At 46.6% G+C, this 16,188-nt stretch carries 19 protein-coding genes and 1 tRNA gene; 5 read left to right on the top strand and 15 right to left on the bottom strand.

Features of this window, described 5'->3' with window-relative positions:
* Window positions 1–35 precede the first annotated feature (35 nt).
* Together coaD and QUD86_RS08535 are read left to right on the top strand one after the other, a co-directional pair.
* Window positions 36–533 carry a pantetheine-phosphate adenylyltransferase gene (gene coaD, locus QUD86_RS08540; protein WP_286296664.1) on the top strand — a complete coding sequence of 166 codons (498 nt, stop codon included), beginning with the start codon at window positions 36–38 and terminating at the stop codon, window positions 531–533.
* 15 nt (window positions 534–548) lie between these two features.
* On the top strand, window positions 549–815 hold the full coding sequence (locus QUD86_RS08535) for a YfhL family 4Fe-4S dicluster ferredoxin (RefSeq protein WP_286296661.1): 267 nt from the start codon (window positions 549–551) through the stop codon (window positions 813–815).
* A 4-nt stretch (window positions 816–819) separates the two neighbouring features.
* Here QUD86_RS08535 and pth read toward each other — a convergent pair whose 3' ends face one another.
* The 6 genes from pth to QUD86_RS08505 all read right to left on the bottom strand — a co-directional run bounded on the left by pth (window position 820) and on the right by QUD86_RS08505 (window position 5,771).
* Window positions 820–1,416 carry an aminoacyl-tRNA hydrolase gene (pth, locus tag QUD86_RS08530; RefSeq protein ID WP_286296660.1) on the bottom strand — a complete coding sequence of 199 codons (597 nt, stop codon included), beginning with the start codon at window positions 1,414–1,416 and terminating at the stop codon, window positions 820–822.
* Between the two features lie 90 nt (window positions 1,417–1,506).
* Window positions 1,507–2,142, bottom strand: coding sequence for a 50S ribosomal protein L25/general stress protein Ctc (locus QUD86_RS08525; RefSeq protein ID WP_286296658.1), 636 nt, complete (start codon window positions 2,140–2,142; stop codon window positions 1,507–1,509).
* 136 nt (window positions 2,143–2,278) lie between these two features.
* Entirely contained in the window at window positions 2,279–3,235 is a 957-nt protein-coding gene (locus QUD86_RS08520) for a ribose-phosphate pyrophosphokinase (RefSeq protein ID WP_286298727.1), read from the bottom strand.
* A 71-nt stretch (window positions 3,236–3,306) separates the two neighbouring features.
* A tRNA-Gln gene (locus QUD86_RS08515) sits at window positions 3,307–3,383 on the bottom strand.
* A 5-nt stretch (window positions 3,384–3,388) separates the two neighbouring features.
* Window positions 3,389–4,291 (bottom strand): 4-(cytidine 5'-diphospho)-2-C-methyl-D-erythritol kinase, encoded by a 903-nt coding sequence (gene ispE / locus QUD86_RS08510; RefSeq protein WP_286296657.1) that lies wholly within the window; start codon window positions 4,289–4,291, stop codon window positions 3,389–3,391.
* Window positions 4,284–5,771, bottom strand: a complete 1,488-nt coding sequence (locus tag QUD86_RS08505; RefSeq protein ID WP_286296655.1) for a lipoprotein insertase outer membrane protein LolB — start codon at window positions 5,769–5,771, stop codon at window positions 4,284–4,286. Before QUD86_RS08505 ends, ispE begins: the two co-directional genes overlap by 8 nt.
* A gap of 35 nt (window positions 5,772–5,806) precedes the next feature.
* On the opposite strand from QUD86_RS08505, the gene mutM reads away from it, so the two are divergent.
* Window positions 5,807–6,643 (top strand): bifunctional DNA-formamidopyrimidine glycosylase/DNA-(apurinic or apyrimidinic site) lyase, encoded by an 837-nt coding sequence (gene mutM, locus QUD86_RS08500; RefSeq protein WP_286296653.1) that lies wholly within the window; start codon window positions 5,807–5,809, stop codon window positions 6,641–6,643.
* Complete coding sequence (gene mutY, locus QUD86_RS08495; RefSeq protein WP_286296651.1) at window positions 6,628–7,767, top strand: A/G-specific adenine glycosylase; 1,140 nt, start codon at window positions 6,628–6,630, stop codon at window positions 7,765–7,767. Before mutM ends, mutY begins: the two co-directional genes overlap by 16 nt.
* Here mutY and rapZ read toward each other — a convergent pair.
* From rapZ to QUD86_RS08450, 9 genes are all read right to left on the bottom strand, one after another.
* Window positions 7,721–8,611, bottom strand: coding sequence for an RNase adapter RapZ (rapZ, locus tag QUD86_RS08490; RefSeq protein ID WP_286296649.1), 891 nt, complete (start codon window positions 8,609–8,611; stop codon window positions 7,721–7,723). The two genes, mutY and rapZ, sit on opposite strands and share 47 nt — an antisense overlap.
* 1 nt (window position 8,612) lies before the next feature.
* Window positions 8,613–9,599, bottom strand: a complete 987-nt coding sequence (gene hprK, locus QUD86_RS08485; protein WP_286298725.1) for an HPr(Ser) kinase/phosphatase — start codon at window positions 9,597–9,599, stop codon at window positions 8,613–8,615.
* Window positions 9,599–10,057 (bottom strand): PTS sugar transporter subunit IIA, encoded by a 459-nt coding sequence (locus tag QUD86_RS08480; protein WP_286296647.1) that lies wholly within the window; start codon window positions 10,055–10,057, stop codon window positions 9,599–9,601. The genes hprK and QUD86_RS08480 overlap by 1 nt, the downstream gene beginning before the upstream one ends.
* A gap of 27 nt (window positions 10,058–10,084) precedes the next feature.
* On the bottom strand, window positions 10,085–10,414 hold the full coding sequence (gene hpf / locus QUD86_RS08475) for a ribosome hibernation-promoting factor, HPF/YfiA family (RefSeq protein WP_286296645.1): 330 nt from the start codon (window positions 10,412–10,414) through the stop codon (window positions 10,085–10,087).
* Between the two features lie 201 nt (window positions 10,415–10,615).
* Window positions 10,616–11,383: an LPS export ABC transporter ATP-binding protein gene (gene lptB, locus QUD86_RS08470; RefSeq protein ID WP_286296644.1), complete on the bottom strand. Its 768-nt coding sequence runs from the start codon at window positions 11,381–11,383 to the stop codon at window positions 10,616–10,618.
* Window positions 11,380–11,952, bottom strand: coding sequence for a lipopolysaccharide transport periplasmic protein LptA (gene lptA, locus QUD86_RS08465; RefSeq protein ID WP_286296642.1), 573 nt, complete (start codon window positions 11,950–11,952; stop codon window positions 11,380–11,382). Before lptA ends, lptB begins: the two co-directional genes overlap by 4 nt.
* On the bottom strand, window positions 11,949–12,536 hold the full coding sequence (gene lptC, locus QUD86_RS08460) for an LPS export ABC transporter periplasmic protein LptC (RefSeq protein ID WP_286296641.1): 588 nt from the start codon (window positions 12,534–12,536) through the stop codon (window positions 11,949–11,951). The genes lptA and lptC overlap by 4 nt, the downstream gene beginning before the upstream one ends.
* 67 nt (window positions 12,537–12,603) lie before the next feature.
* Window positions 12,604–13,176 (bottom strand): KdsC family phosphatase, encoded by a 573-nt coding sequence (locus tag QUD86_RS08455; protein WP_286296640.1) that lies wholly within the window; start codon window positions 13,174–13,176, stop codon window positions 12,604–12,606.
* Between the two features lie 12 nt (window positions 13,177–13,188).
* The gene (locus QUD86_RS08450) at window positions 13,189–14,181 is read right to left on the bottom strand and encodes a KpsF/GutQ family sugar-phosphate isomerase (RefSeq protein WP_286296638.1); all 993 of its coding nucleotides are present in this window, start codon (window positions 14,179–14,181) and stop codon (window positions 13,189–13,191) included.
* An 11-nt stretch (window positions 14,182–14,192) separates the two neighbouring features.
* Here QUD86_RS08450 and QUD86_RS08445 point away from each other — a divergent pair, with 11 nt between their 5' ends.
* A complete protein-coding gene (locus tag QUD86_RS08445) occupies window positions 14,193–16,175 on the top strand; it encodes a monovalent cation:proton antiporter family protein (protein ID WP_286296637.1) in 1,983 nt (660 codons plus the stop codon).
* Window positions 16,176–16,188 lie beyond the last annotated feature (13 nt).

Raw genomic sequence — 16,188 nt, 5'->3', positions numbered from 1 at the left:
CTCAAGCTTGTAGCTGATAAAGCCTGAGGAATGTAATGACAATTGCTGTATACCCTGGAACATTTGATCCTTTTACCCGCGGACACGAGGATTTGGTACGTCGTGCTTCTAGTATCTTTGGTGAACTGATTGTCGGTGTCGCTGATAGTCGTAGCAAGCGCCCTTTCTTTAGCTTGGAAGAGCGTATTGCTATTGCCAAAGAAGTGCTGGGTCATTATTCCAATGTGAAGATTGTTGGTTTTACAGGCCTACTTAAGGACTTAGTACGCGAGCATCAGGCTCGCGTGATTGTCAGAGGTTTGCGGGCAGTTTCTGATTTTGAGTATGAATTTCAAATGGCCGGTATGAATCGCTATCTCTTGCCTGATGTTGAAACTTTATTTCTTACTCCTTCGGACCAGTACCAATTTATTTCGGGAACTTTCGTACGTGAGATTGCCTCTATGGGCGGAGACGTCAGCAAATTTGTTTTTCCATCCGTAGAAAATTGGTTAGTAGAGAAAATTGCGTCTAATAAGCAAGACAAAGAATAAATCGGTATATAAAAAATGGCATTAATGATTACAGCCGAATGCATCAATTGCGATGTATGTGAGCCTGAATGCCCTAACGACGCCATCTATATGGGGCTGGAAATTTACGAGATCGACCCTCATAAATGCACTGAATGTGTTGGTCACTTCGACGCACCCCAATGTCAGCAGGTATGCCCGGTAGATTGCATTCCTCTAAATCCAGAGGTTGCAGAAACGCAATCGCAACTAATGGTGAAGTATCAACTACTCACAGCAGCTAAAAAGCAAATGACTGAGTAATGCTTTAATTGACTTTGGAGTGTAGTTCTAGCATGGCAGCCTGTGGATCACCCTTCATTAGCAGCGACAGAATCTGTAAACCATCTTCGATACTAGCGGCGATCTGCTTTTGCTCTGCTTGTAGCGGCCTTCTTAGTACGTAGTCAGCTACCTCCATGGGGCGAGCACCCTCAGCAGCGAGATCACGTGGGTGGCCGATACCCAAACGAAGCCGCCAGTAGTCTGGGGTGCCCAGATGAGCTTGAATATCTTTTAAGCCGTTATGCCCACCCGTGCCACCACCCAGTTTCAGGCGCGCTGTACCAGGCTTAATATCTAGCTCATCTTGAACAACTAAAATATCTTTGGGCGCAATTTTATGAAAGCGGCAGAGTGCTCCAACTGCTTGACCGCTCAGGTTCATATAGGTACTAGGCTTGAGCAAGTAGAGATCTTCACCTTCCCAGCGGGCTTTCGCCACTTTCCCATGAAAGCGCTTTTCTGTTTCAAAGCGAACCTGCAGTTGTCTTCCAAGGGCGTCAACAAACCAGAAGCCAGCATTATGCCGATCTTCCATATGTTCTTCGCCAGGATTACCTAGGCCAATAATTAATTTAATCATGATGTGAGCTTAAGCATAAAAGCATTTTCACAAAAAAGAAAACCCGCTATCAAGCGGGCCTTCTCTGTCGCAAAGATGGGGCTTAAATAATTAAGCCTTATCTTTTGGAGCCGCTGGCGCTGCAGCTGCAGCAGCCGGAGCTGCTTCAGTATCAGCAGCTTTCACGGTTGGAATACGTGCATTAGCTAACACAGGGTTTTCTTGCTCAACATGCAATACCAGAGAAACGCCTTTTGGTAGTGCGATGTCTTTTGCGTGAATACCGCGACCCACTTCAATGTTACTCAAGTCAACGTCAATGAATCCTGGCAGGTCTGCTGGTAAGCAAGACACTTCCAATTCAGTAGCGATATGACTAACTACTGCACCTTGCAGCTTGACGGCAGGAGCAGCTTCAGCATTAATGTAATGCAATGGAACGCGCATATGCACTTTCTCAGTTGCGGATACACGCTGAAAGTCAATGTGCAAAACCAAAGGCCTAAATGGATGCATCTGATAATCGCGCAACAATACTTTTTCAGTTTTGCCGTCGACATCAAGATCGAGAATGGAGGAATGGAAGGCTTCCTTACGGAGAGCATGAAACAGTGCGTTGTGATCTAACTCAATCACGGATACAGCGTCTTTACCGCCATAAATGATTCCCGGAGTTTTACCGGCGATGCGCAGACGGCGGCTCGCACCCGTTCCCTGTACGCTTCTTTTAAAGGCTACTACGTTCATATTGAATTCCTAAAATTAAGGTTAATTTCCGTTCGCGACCAAACAGAAAAGCCTTTGATTATATCGTGGGAATAGGGATTTACACCCCTAAGAGGCTAAAAACGATTAAAAACAAGCTTTGAAGTGCTTTTTTGACTTATTCGGCAAACATGGACATGACTGAATCGCCCTTGCAAATGCGAGAAAGGGTTTCAGCAAGGATGGGGGCAACAGTTAATTGGCGAATCTTTGCCACTTTTAGCGCCTCTGATGTCAGTGGAATCGTGTCGGTAACTACGAGTTCATCCAGTTCGGAGGCAGCGATACGCGCTACTGCGCCACCCGAAAGGACAGCGTGGGTGCAATATGCGGTAACACCCTTGGCGCCACGCTCCTTGAGTGCTTCTGCGGCCTTGCAGAGGGTGCCACCGGTATCAATGATGTCATCCATGATGACGCAATGACGACCTTCAACTTCACCAATTAAATGCATGACTTCGGATACATTTGCCTTAGGGCGGCGTTTATCAATAATCGCCAAATCAGTACCTAGTTGTTTTGCCATAGCGCGAGCACGAACAACGCCGCCAATGTCAGGGGAAACAATAATGAGATCTTTTTGGGTCTTCTGAGCCTGCAAATCAGCAAGTAGGACTGGGGAAGAGTAGATATTGTCGACCGGAATATCAAAAAATCCTTGAATTTGGTCAGCGTGAAGGTCCATCGTCAGCACGCGCTCAACACCGGCAACAGATTGCAACATATTGGCAACGATTCTGGCGGAGATGGCGACTCGCGCTGAGCGGGGACGACGATCCTGCCTGGCATAGCCAAAGTAAGGGATTACTGCGGTGATACGACCTGCCGAGGCGCGTTTGAGGGCATCAATCATGATCATGAGCTCCATCAAGCTATCGTTAGTAGGGGCACAAGTTGATTGCATTACCACCACATTTTTACCGCGGACGTTTTCTTGTATTTCTACCTGAATTTCGCCATCAGAGAAACGACCTACAAACGCTTTACCCATCGAGAGATTGAGCTCTTTAGCAACCGCATGGGCCAAAACCGGATTTGCATTACCGGTAAATAGGGTCAATAGATCAGCATTCATTGGGGCGGACATAGGCGTTTTGGGTATGAGGTGGGGTTTGAATGGATGTTTTTGGTGTTATCTACAGTAATTGGCAGGGGAAGAAGGATTCGAACCTTCGCATGCTGGAATCAAAATCCAGTGCCTTAACCAGCTTGGCGATTCCCCTACAGCTTATTCTGAAGAAATCAAATTGTAAGCGGGATTTTTATTTAAGCCCCGAACAATTCGACCTATCCATCCTTTTGGAAGATTTTGCAGAAGATTTTCTAGTTTGGCGCTGTCAGTCTTAGGGTCTAAGGCTGAAAATACGCTACTTCCAGAGCCGGACATGCAAGGCGCCGCATTCGGCACTACCTCGGCAATCCAATCTAATACTTGCTTCACTTCAGGACATTTTTGCACCGCTACCGCCTGACAATCATTCGATCGAAATGCGCTTGGTGATGCAAGAAAGTCATCAATTGTAATCGGAGCGTGGTCTCGGGTCAATTCAGGGCTCTGAAAAATTTGAGCAGTCGCAATGCCCTTGTTTGGAAAAATGACCACAAAGTCTTGAGTTTGCAGGGGTATTGCGCGTATTTGCTCTCCAATTCCTTCTACGAAAGCATTTTGGCCATAGAGAAAGAAGGGGACATCGGCACCAAGTTTTAGTCCAAGTTGGCTGAGGGTGGGGGTATCTAATTTAAGGTCCCAGAGTTGATTAAGGCCAATCAAGGTACACGCTGCATCCGAGGATCCACCCCCAAGGCCGGCACCCATTGGGATTGTTTTGGTCAGGTCGATTTCAACGCCTTGCTCTGTCTGGCAAAAATCTTTTAATAGGTGGGCCGCGCGAACTACGAGATCGTGTTCTGGGGGGACTCCATGAATCGGGTTAATGCGACGAATCTCATTTTCTGGAATGCGTTTGAGCGTGAGGATGTCGCACCAATCAATCAGCTGAAAGACAGATTGCAGTAAATGGTAACCATCAGAACGTTGCCCAACAATATGAAGAAAGAGATTGAGTTTTGCTGGGCAGCGTAGTTGCAAGCCATCTTTGAAAAGACTATTTGTAGAATTTTCTTCAGTCATTCGAGGCATCAAAAATGAGGCGAATATCAATCGACCCAACATTGGAGCTACGCGTCATCGTGAGTTTTTCTAAGCGCTGAGAATTTCCCCAGACGTAGTTGAGAATCCAGCCGTCTTGAGTAATTTTATCAACTTGACCTTGCGTATTTCGTTCAACACTAGCGTTAGTTCCTGGACGAATATTTCCTCTAAGCCAGTCCGATAATCCACGCGCTGGTAAAGGCAGTCCTAAGGTATTCTGAATCAGAGTGTCTGCATCAATCGCAGTCACTATTTGCCCATCACGCTCTAAGATAGCTTCACCTGGCTTAATCGTTATTTTTGCAATCGATCCACCCATAGGGTTCCGAATTTCAAGTACATCAATGAGTGCATCTTGAGTTAGTGAAAATCCACCCGAGCCACCTTGATTATTTCCTTCGGTAAGCCCGGTAACCTTCACCGAGAAACGCCCGTCCCACGTGCCCTTGAGGGCGGTATCCGCAACAGACCAATCTGGCTTTAAGCGTTTTACTGTTTCTTTAAGTGTAGGATTGTTAGCGTCGAGTAGTTGGCCTTTGCGCCAAATAGCCTCCGCTTGGGTAGGTCGATTCGTTACCCATAGGACTTCGCCAATATGGGCGGCAATGTCTGCTTCAGGTTTGATAGTAAATGCTTGCTCAAGTTGTTCTAACGCCAGCGCATTTTTACCCATGCGAAAGTTCACCCAACCTAGACTGTCTAAAATAAAACCATCTTTGGGTGATAGCTGATGCGCTTTACTAATGAGCTTTAATGCCTCGGGTAGCTTTTGATTGCGATCAGCCATAGCGTACCCAAGCGCATTCAAACTATTGACATTATTGGGGTCGATACGCAAGATTTCGCGCAATGTTTTTTCCATCACGTCAATTTGTCCAGCCTTTTCGGCAGACATAGCGTAGGTGTACATGAGTCCTAAATCTTTTGGGAGAGGTTTCTGAGTTGAAACAATTTCGTAGAAAGCCCGCAATGCCTCCGACTCATCTTTTGCTTTGGCTAGCAATGCTTGAATTTGCTGGAGTGTGATTTCTCGTTGTGCTGGGGTTTGCTGACGTAAGAGGGCGATAGCGGGTTGTACGGCATCTGACCAACGCTGATTTAAGATTAAGAGAGTGATCAACACTTCTTTTGGTTTGGTCTGCTTAGGACCAGCAAGCCCATCCCAGGTTTGAGCCGCCTGAAGGGCTAGATCGGGAGCGCCTGCGTTAATGGCGATTTCCATGGCCCGTTGTGCAAGGCGTGGATCATCTAGTTGGCGTGCGAGTTCCAGATAGGTTTTATAGGCAAGACCGGCTTCTCCGCGTTGCAGGGCAATTTCAGAGGCCAAAACCTCAAATATGGCCTCACCGCTTTCGATACTATTGGTTTTGGCAAGGGCCTGGCCGGTAAAAAGGCAGATTCCTAGGCTGGAGGCGAGTAATAAATCTCGAAAGTGCGATTTTATAAAAAATGGAATCATAAGCATATTCTAATCCGCGAATCTACAATGCATTCATGCCAGAACTCCCCGAAGTCGAAGTTACCCGTTTGGGTATCAAACCCCATTTAAATGGGCGAACCATCAGTGCAGTTAATGTCATTGATGGCCGCTTACGTTGGCCAGTCCCTGCGCAGCTAGGAAAATGGCTGCCAGGGCAGAAAGTCTGGGGAATTGAGCGTCGTGGAAAGTACTTATTAATTGAAATGGATGCGGGTTATTTGCTTATTCATTTGGGCATGACCGGAACTCTGCGCGTATTGCCCAGTAGCGATGTCCTCAAGACGCATGACCGCGTCACATTTGAGTTTGATGAGTTGAGCTTGCGTTTGCATGACCCACGTAAATTTGGCGCTGTTCTATGGCACCCTAAATCGGCAGGACCTGTCGAGAAAAATACCCTGTTACAAAAATTAGGAGTTGAGCCATTATCCCCAGAGTTTGCAGATGAGCTGGGTACAGAGATTTTGTATCGGCAGTCTCGTAAGCGGAGTGTTGCGGTGAAGCAATTTTTATTGGCTGGCCAAGCAGTAGTCGGTGTAGGTAATATTTACTGCTCAGAAAGTTTATTTGAAGCTGGAATTCATCCCGCTAAGGCGGCCGGTAAGTTAACCCGTCCTCAGTGCTCTCGTTTGGCCGCTGCAGTGCGTTCCATTCTGAAAAAAGCGATTGCTGCTGGAGGCAGTTCGCTAAAAGATTTTGTGAATAGCGCCGGCGATCCAGGCCACTTTATGATGCAAACGAAAGTTTATGATCGTAAAGATCAGGCATGTAAAGTTTGTCAGACCCCGATTAGACAAATTGTGCAAGGTCAACGCTCCACATATTTTTGTATTAAATGTCAAAAACGCTGATTAGCAATTTTTTTCAAAAACTCATTGCTTGGCATCAAGTGGATGGGCGCGAAGGATTGCCCTGGCAAGGTGTCAAAGATCCATATGCTGTTTGGGTTTCCGAAATTATGTTGCAACAAACGCAAGTGGCTACCGTCTTAGAGCGTTATCCACGCTTTATGAAACGCTTTCCGACGGTAAAAAAATTGGCTTCGGCACCAGTCGATGATGTCTTGGCTGAATGGGCTGGATTAGGTTACTACTCGCGCGCGAGAAACTTGCATGCTTGTTCTATTGAGGTGATGGAACGCTTTTCAGGAAAATTTCCAAGCGATCCTTTGCTGCTCGAGCAGTTAAAAGGGATTGGACGTTCAACAGCAGGCGCAATTGCCGCTTTTGCTTTTCAAGAGCGAGCACCCATTTTGGATGCTAACGTCAAGCGCATCTTGGCTCGCCTTTTTGGGGTTGAGGGCGCACTTCAGGAGAAGGCAGTAAATGATCTATTGTGGAGTCTAGCTGAGCAACTCCTCCCAAAACATCGCGATGATATGCCGGTATATACCCAGGCACTGATGGACTTCGGTGCAACTTGGTGCACTTCTCGAAAGCCAGTATGCATTAGCGGAGCTCAGAAATGCCCATTCGAAAAACAGTGCCAAGCAAATTTAAGTGATCAAGTTTTACAGTTACCTCGCAAAGCTCCCAAAGTAAAGTCTCCAGAGTTAGATTGCGACATGATGGTATTGCGAAGAGGAAACGCTGTCTTGTTGCAAAAACGTCCTCCTAAAGCAATCTGGGGCGGCCTCTGGTCTCTGCCCGAATCTCCCTGGAGGGCAAAGGGTTTGAATGAGGTAGGCTCATTTCAAATGACAGGTAAAGCCCTGCTTGCGCTGACGTTACCGGAAGAAGATCACCTAACTATCGGTCGACACTGCAAGATCAATATCCAAGGTGAGCGGATTAAGCATGTCTTTACGCATAGACGTTTATGGATGCAAATCTGGCATGTGTCAGCCAACCAAGCGCTAGAATTTTCTAGTGAAAATCTAAGGTGGGTTTCTTTGAAGCAGCTTGGTAAATACGGCTTGCCGCAGCCAATTAAATTACTACTGCAGGGATTGAGTCTAGCTCACGGTGACGACTAAGAAAGTTAATCTGTAATGCCGCTAAGTCTTTTTTTGCATAAAAGTGATCGGCAATACGAGTGACAAGATAGACAGAGCGATGCTGTCCACCGGTGCAGCCAATGGCGACAGTCAGATAACTGCGTCCATCTGCAATATAGTGAGGCAGCCATTTCTCAATAAACTGAGTAATGTCTTTTTCCATGCTGATGACTTCCGGAATCTGCTCTAAAAATTCTTTTACAGGCTGATCTTTTCCGGTGAGCGGACGCAATGCTTTGTCATAGTGGGGGTTGGGCAGGCAGCGCACATCAAAGACCAGATCTGCTTCACTAGGCACTCCTTTTTTAAATCCAAAGGATTCAAATACGACTGTTAATCCAAGAGGTTTATCTTTAAGTAAATCTTGTATCCAAGATCGCAATGCATGTGCTGGCAGGTTACTCGTATCGATGCTGTGTGCTTGCGTTCGCAGCGGCTCTAGAAGGTTACGTTCTTTATCAATAGCTTCAATTAGCGTGGCTGCTTGCGTTTGTTGGGTTTTTCCGGAGAGCGGGTGACGTCGACGTGTTTCTGAGAAGCGCTGTATGAGGGTGTTGGTATCCGCATTTAAAAATACAACTCTTACCTGGTGATGGGTACGCAAGTTTTCTAGTATTTTGGGGAGCTCTGTCAAAGATTGACCGCGCCGAGCGTCTATCGCCACGGCTACGCGCTCACTCATCTCTTTTTCCAGCGTAGTGATGAGACTTTCCAGTAATGTCACTGGAAGGTTGTCAACGCAATCGTAGCCAGCATCTTCAAATGCCCTGAGTGCAACTGATTTACCTGAGCCAGAGATGCCGGTAATCAGATTGATTTGCATATTAAATCAGGCGTCCTTGTGATTTAGTGGACTCAGCCTCTACAGTCATCTGCAAGCGCTGGCGCTCAATAAACTCTTTTAGAGTGTCAATGTCGCGTAATTGTAAGATCGTATTGCGTACTGCCGCCTCGACTAAAACGGCTAAGTTTCTTCCTGCAGCCACTTGAATTTTGACAGTTCTGATGGGGACACCCAGAACAGGAATATGTTGAGTTTCTAGCGGTAGACGTTCAAACTCTCCATCGTTGCGGCGGACTAGTTGCACGATCAGACGTAATTTCAATTTACGCCGTACGGCAGTTTCGCCAAAAATCGTCCGAATATCTAACAAACCCAATCCGCGCACCTCTAGTAAATTGCGCAGGATGACTGGACAACGGCCTTCAATGTAATCCGGTCCAAGGCGCGCAAAATCTACCGCATCATCCGCAACCAAGCCATGACCTCGAGAAATGAGTTCCAAGCCTAGTTCACTTTTCCCTAGGCCTGACTCCCCAATGATCAACACGCCTAAACCAAGGATGTCCATAAATACACCATGCATGGTGATCTGTGGTGCGCCAATCTTAGTCAGATAGGTGCGCAAATGATCAATCACCTCAGCAGCAGAAATAGTCGTTGTGAACAAGGGTGTTGAGGACCTTTGACAAAATAGCTGAAGGTCCGCATCAGCTGTCTTGCCATCAGCCACAATTACACAGGGTGGCGTTTTAGAAATGAGGCTGGCAATTTGATCTTGTCTTTGTTTTTGATCTAACTCTGCGTGATAAACGACCTCTTGTTCCCCAAAAATCTGAATTCGGCTGGGATGAATGAGATTCAAGTGGCCAACTAAGTCTGAGCTAGCTGCAGCGGCTTTGACAGCCTCTGGTGGAAAGGTGCGGTCAGCCCCCTCAAGTCCACCGACCCAAGAGAGCTTTAACTCTGACGCATTGTCATCAAAGATTTGCTGGGCAGTCACTCCCGCTAGCAGGAGTGGTTGCGTCATCATGCCGAGCCCCAAGATTGCAAAAGCTCGCAAACCCTTTTTGGATCATCTTCAGAGGCGAGTGTCTTGCGTGCACTTGGATCTGAAAGCAATTGCGCAATTGAGGACAAGATCTCAAGGTGTTGCTGGGTCGCTTTTTCAGGTACCAACAAAAAAATCAGAATAGAAACAGCCTCACCATCAGGGGAGGCAAAGTCAATCGGCTCTTGGAGTTTAAAAAAGGCTGCAATGGGTTGCTTTAAGCCTTTAACGCGGCCATGTGGAATGGCAACACCAGCACCCAGTGCAGTGGAGCCCAGATCTTCGCGTGCATTAAGAAAGGCTACTATCGCATCAGCTTGAAGACCTACTTGGGTGGAGAAGAGTTGGCCTACAGCCGCAAATGCCTCGGCCCGGTTGATGCAGGGGCTATTTAAGGCAATGCGGTCTATAGTAAAAAGATCAGTCAGGGCATTCATATTCGATGATTATAGGTGCCCTGACAACTATGATTGCTCAAAGTTTTTTTCGTGATGATGATCTTGAATCTTTTCTTTATGTTTCACAACCTGGCGTTCTAGTTTCTCGACCACCGAGTCCATGGCGTGATAAAGATCAGCGTGATGTGATTGAGCAAAAAGCTCCTTGCCCTTTAGATGAAGTGTAATTTCAGCAGTTTGCCGTAAATCTTTTTCTTTAGCGTTATCCACGATAAGAAAGGCAGATGCATCGAGAACGTGATCAAAGTGCTTACGAATTTTGGCTAACCCAGCTTCAAGATGGGTACGCATTGCTGGGGAAACTTCGACATGACGGCTATTAATCTTTAAATTCATCAGCAGCTCCTGTTCAAATCAAAATGCATGCGCAAAGCATTAGCCGGGGTGCGCAGCGAGCCCCTGTAAAGTGGTATTGATTTATTGGGAAGTGAATCTCATGAACCTCCAGCGTATCAGCGATTTTGCTGAAAACCAAGGGGGTATCGAGTATTTCTATTAAATAAATATTTTTAATGACTGAAATACATCGAGACTGCCTTACATGCGGAAGTTTTCGCCTAGATAGACTCTTCTGACGGCATCATTTTCAATAATATCATCGGGTTTTCCAGCGGCAAGTACGCTACCTTCGCTAATGATGTAAGCATGATCACAAATACCCAGAGTCTCTCGAACATTGTGGTCTGTGATGAGGACGCCAATCTGACGATCTCTTAAAAAGCGCACAATCCGTTGAATTTCTCCGACGGCAATAGGGTCGACACCAGCAAAGGGTTCATCTAGCAGGATGAACTTCGGTTGTGAGGCAAGTGCTCGGGCGATCTCTACGCGTCGACGCTCTCCCCCGGATAACGATAGTGCAGGGTTATTACGTAAATGGGTAATTTGTAGCTCACCCAGTAACTCGTCAAGGCGGTGTTCAATCTCAGCCTTACTTAAACGCTTGCCAGCCTGAACTTGTAACTCCAGTACAGCCTGAATATTTTCAGCGACATTGAGCTTTCTAAAAACAGAGGCTTCTTGGGGAAGGTAGGACAGGCCCATGCGGGCTCGCTCATGAATGGGTAGATGGGTGATATCAGTACCATCCAGAATGATGCTTCCTCCATCCAGAGGTACCAATCCCACAATCATGTAAAACGAAGTGGTTTTACCGGCGCCATTAGGGCCGAGTAATCCAACGACTTCACCACACTTCACCTCGATTGACACATCTTTTACTACTGTGCGTGAGCCATAGCGTTTTTGAAGGTGTTGAGCGCTTAGCGTTGGGGTCTTTTGCTGTTTACTGGAATCCGTGGTCATTTCTCTAGTGTAGCTTTTCTTCTTGGTGAAAGGATTGCTCTGGCAAGAGGTAAATCCGCTGCTTTAGCATTGGGAGGTGGGTAGACTTTATAAACTTGCTTCACATCATCATAGTCAATTTTCCAGCCGCGCAATTGATCAAGCATCTGCATATTCAGTAGGCGCTTCAGACTCGCATCACCAGTCAACGTCAGAACTTCAGTTTTTGCGTTATAGAGAACGCTTTGACCGCTACCTTGCGTGAACTCATCCACAGGCCCTTCGCGCCTTTGTCGGAAGCTGGCAGTGGCTTTAGGACTAGCTTGTACATCAACATACTCATAGCCTTGGGCGTCTACCTTGATATTTCCTTTTTCACCCGTAATGAGGATGCTACCTTTAGTGAGGAGTACCTCTCCCTCTAGGTCATAAATCTGCTGTACATCGTTGACGGAGACTTTTTCAGCCTCTAAGACAATTGGCTTATCTTGATCTGCTTTTTCAGCATAGGCGCTGGGGATAGAAAAGCTTAATAAGATCAAAAGGGTGGCGATTGTTTTGGGTGCTGACATAGTCTTGAGGAGATTCATGGTTGTGCCCCTGATTGAATGCGCTCAATACGCCCCTTCACATTGCCAGAGAGCGTCATACTTTGCTCAATATTATTGAAAATACCGCCATCATTCGAGTGCAGTACGGATACACCTTGTTCTAAAGTAATTGGCTTGTCCGTTTCAATCACATCATCGTTAATAAATACCTTGAATGAAGCGGAGCGGGCTAGCATGCGAGGTCTTGCCGGCTCAGAGCTCGATGCAGTTTGAGCAGGGCGAAAAATTTCAGCATTATCGAGTAGATCCAGAATAGTCAGATCACCATCTAGATGACCGAGATCCGCCTTTACAGTTACTGGTGACTTTTCAGGAGGGAAGAGGCGCATCCGTGGAGCTTCAATGTCAATAGAAGCATCATCATCGTAGTGGATTACTTTTTTGCCCAGGATTCTATATTTGGTATTTCCTAATTCGTCTAAGGCAGAGAGCGTTCCATTTTTGATAATGTAGTCAGGCTCATGAAGACGAACACGCTCTATTGCAGATTTATCTGTGGCAGAACTTTGCCTGACCAGCCAAAAAGTGACCAAGGTAATTAGGCCTAACAATATTAATGGCATTAGCCGCAACAAGTTGCGAAACAGATTCAGTTTTATTTTATGAGGGTGAAGTAGCATCAGAGAAAGCTTAAGCGCGAGCCTGATCAAGTAATTCTTCGTAGCGGTTTTGCGCTTTCAGAATAAGGTCGCATATTTCACGAACAGCACCACTACCGCCACATCTTGTAGTCACATAATGCGCAACCTCTTTGACGGCATCATGACCTTGAGCGGGACACACCTTAAGCCCTGCGGACTTCATCATTTGAAAGTCGGGCCAATCATCACCCATTACTGCGCAATCAGCATGCTTGAGCCCAAGTGATTGCAAAATACTGTCTAAGGCTAAAGCTTTATTCTCAACACCCATGAGGACATGTTCAATACCCAGCTCTTCACAACGTCCAAGAACCATCTTTGAGCTTCGCCCAGTAATGATGGCAGTTGTAATGCCGATCTTTTGCAGTAGCTTGATTCCCAAACCATCTTGAATATCAAAAGCCTTAGTGAGCTCTTTACCGTTTTCACCGATAAATACCTGGCCATTTGTGAGGACGCCATCCACATCAAGCACTAGTAATTTAACTTGACCAGCTCTCTCCCAGGCTTGTGGGTATTGGGTTGAAGGGTTTGTTTTATGGGGGGTAAAGGCGCTTGGCATAGATTAAGTGGATTAAATTACTTTGGCTGCAAATAGGTCGTGCAAATTGAGGGCGCCCAGTAAAGTGCCATTCGGATTGGTAACCACTAAATGATTGATCCGATGTTTTTCCATCATCTCAATTGCCTCTTCTGCCAAGAGTTCGGGCGGAATGGTTCGCGGCTGAGAGGTGATTGCATTTTTTAGTGTGAGGCCATCGAGATTTGTACTTTTTTCAAGTAATCGACGTAAGTCACCATCAGTAAAGATTCCGGCTACCTTATTGTCGTCATCTAAAGTAACCACCATGCCCATACGCTTTGCAGTCATTTCTAGCAGGGCAGCTTGTAGCGAGGCGGTAATAGCAATCTTGGGGGTTTCGTCAAATGTACGCATGACTTCGCTAACATGCATTAACTGCTTGCGCCCTAGGCGTCCACCAGGATGTGAGCGTTGAAAGTCTTCAGCCAAAAAACCCCGTGCATCAAGTAGAGCAACGGCTAGGGCATCTCCCATAGCGAGTGCTGCAGTAGTGCTACTGGTAGGGGCTAAGTTCAGAGGGCAAGCCTCTTTTTCAACACTCGTGTCGAGATGGGCATCTGCTAATTTGGCTATTGAAGAATTTGGTGCCCCAGTAAGTGCAATCAGCTTTGCACCAGTACGCTTCACAATCGGCACGATTGTGAGGAGTTCATCTGTTTCACCAGAGTTAGATAGCGCAACAAATACATCATCACGAGTGACCATACCTAAGTCCCCATGACTAGCTTCAGCGGGATGGACAAAAAAAGCCGGTGAGCCGGTTGAGGCGAACGTGGCAGCAATTTTGCGAGCAATATGTCCAGATTTACCAATCCCAGAAACGACGATCCGGCCTTTGCAAGCGTGCAGAAGTTCTACGGCCAGCACTAGGGCGTCCGCATTAACGCCTTCTAGGCGATCACGCATTGTTATTAGTGCAGCAGCCTCAATAGTGAGGGTATCGCGTGCGAGCTTTAGGGTTTGGTCACGAGTCTTAGCTATCATGGGGTGAGTATATGCCGTCAGTCCTTCAATTAACGCTCATCTTATTAGCCTCCGCAGTGGCTGGGGTGGTTATTTTCCGCTATTTTGGGCTTCCGCCTATTTTGGGCTATTTAGCTATTGGCGTCTTAATTGGTCCTCACACCCTAAATTTAGCCAATGATTCGGCGACTGTGAAGTATTTAGCGGAGTTTGGTGTCGTTTTTTTGATGTTTTCGATCGGCCTGGAATTTAATCTTCATAAATTAAGGGCTATGCGCTCAATCGTATTCGGTTTGGGGGGCAGCCAGGTTATTTTGACGATGTTATTGGCGGTTCCCGCTAGCCTGCTACTGAACTGGGCGTACCCCATCTCTTGGCAGGCAGCCCTTGCTCTTGGGGGTGCTTTAGCAATGTCCTCAACAGCTATCGTGACTAAGTTGATTTCTGATCGCTCTGAAATAGAAACAGAGCATGGTCGCAACATCATTGGTATTTTGCTGTTCCAGGATTTAGCGGTTGTTTTTCTGCTGATTTTGCTACCCTCCTTGGGTAAGAATCCTGAGGATCTGGTTATTGCTCTGACTACGGCATCTATCAAAATTACCGTTGCCCTTACCCTCATTTTTGTTATTGGCCAAAGCCTGATGAGTCGCTGGTTTGGTTTGGTGACCAAATTACGCTCTCAAGAGCTATTTATGCTCAATCTCTTGCTGATCGTGCTGGGTATGGCTGCGCTAACAGAGCACTTTGGTTTGTCTTTAGCGTTGGGCGCCTTTTTAGCCGGAATGTTAATTTCGGAAACACCTTACCGTCACCAGGTTGAGGAGGATGTCAAGCCCTTCAGAGATGTTCTCTTGGGTCTTTTCTTTATTACGGTGGGGATGTTGTTAGATTTTAGGGTGATTCATCAGCAGTGGCCTCTCGTCTTGCTCCTGCTAATTGGCCCTCTATTCTTTAAGTTTGGATTAATTGCTTTATTGGCACGTGCCTTTGGCGCAAGCCCAGGTATTTCTATTCGAACCGGTTTATGTCTAGCGCAGGCAGGTGAATTTGGTTTTGTATTGTTAACGCAAATAGATGGTCTAGATTTAATTGATCCTGCGTTAAGCCAGGCTGTGTTGGCTGCCATGCTGCTTTCAATGTTTGGCGCTCCTTTCTTAATTCAATACAGCGATCGCATTGCAATGCGCTTCTCTTCGAGCGAGTGGTTATTGCAATCACTCGCATTAACTCGCGTTGCCGCTAAGAGTGTCCGAACTGAAAATCATGTCGTGATTTGTGGGTTTGGTCGTTCGGGACAAGGTCTGGCACGGATGCTTGATCAGGAAAAGATTCCTTACCTTGCTTTAGATATGGATCCTGAGCGGGTCAAAGAAGCTGCTGCCGCAGGCGATAACGTTGTTTATGGCGATGCCAGCAGAGAAAACTATTTAGTTGCGGCGGGGCTTTCAAGAGCAAAGGCTGTTGTGATCACCTATGCTGATACACCAGCGACACTAAAAGTGTTGCATCAAGTAGAGCGTTTGCGTCCGGGTATGACCATTTTAGTGCGCACTAAAGATGACGCAGATTTAGCAAAGCTTCAGGCAGCGGGTGCCACTGAAGTTGTTCCTGAATTGATTGAGGGTAGCCTAATGATGGCCTCTCACGTACTGCTAATGATGGGCGTGCCAATGCGAAAGGTAGTGCGGCGCATTACTACTGCCAGGGAGGCCCGCTATAGTTTGTTGCGAGGTTATTTCCGGGGTGCTGCTGATGATGATTTTGGGTCTAACGAATCTTGGCGCTTACATTCCGTTACCTTATTACCTGAATCTGTCAGTATTGGTAAAACCCTTGATGAATTACATCTAGAAAATGAGGGTGTTAGCGTGCAGGCCGTTAGAAGAAAGTTAGGCGGCTCTGATTATGTCAAATTAGAACTGAGTCCCCAATTGCGTTTGCAGGCTAATGACATTTTGGTGCTGTCAGGCAATTCAGAAGCGACTGACTTAGCCGAATCTAAATTGCTCTGATAAGCAAACTACA

It is taken from the genome of Polynucleobacter sp. TUM22923 (assembly GCF_030295705.1).
GTDB lineage: Bacteria > Pseudomonadota > Gammaproteobacteria > Burkholderiales > Burkholderiaceae > Polynucleobacter.
This window is presented reverse-complemented; position numbering and strand designations above follow the sequence as displayed.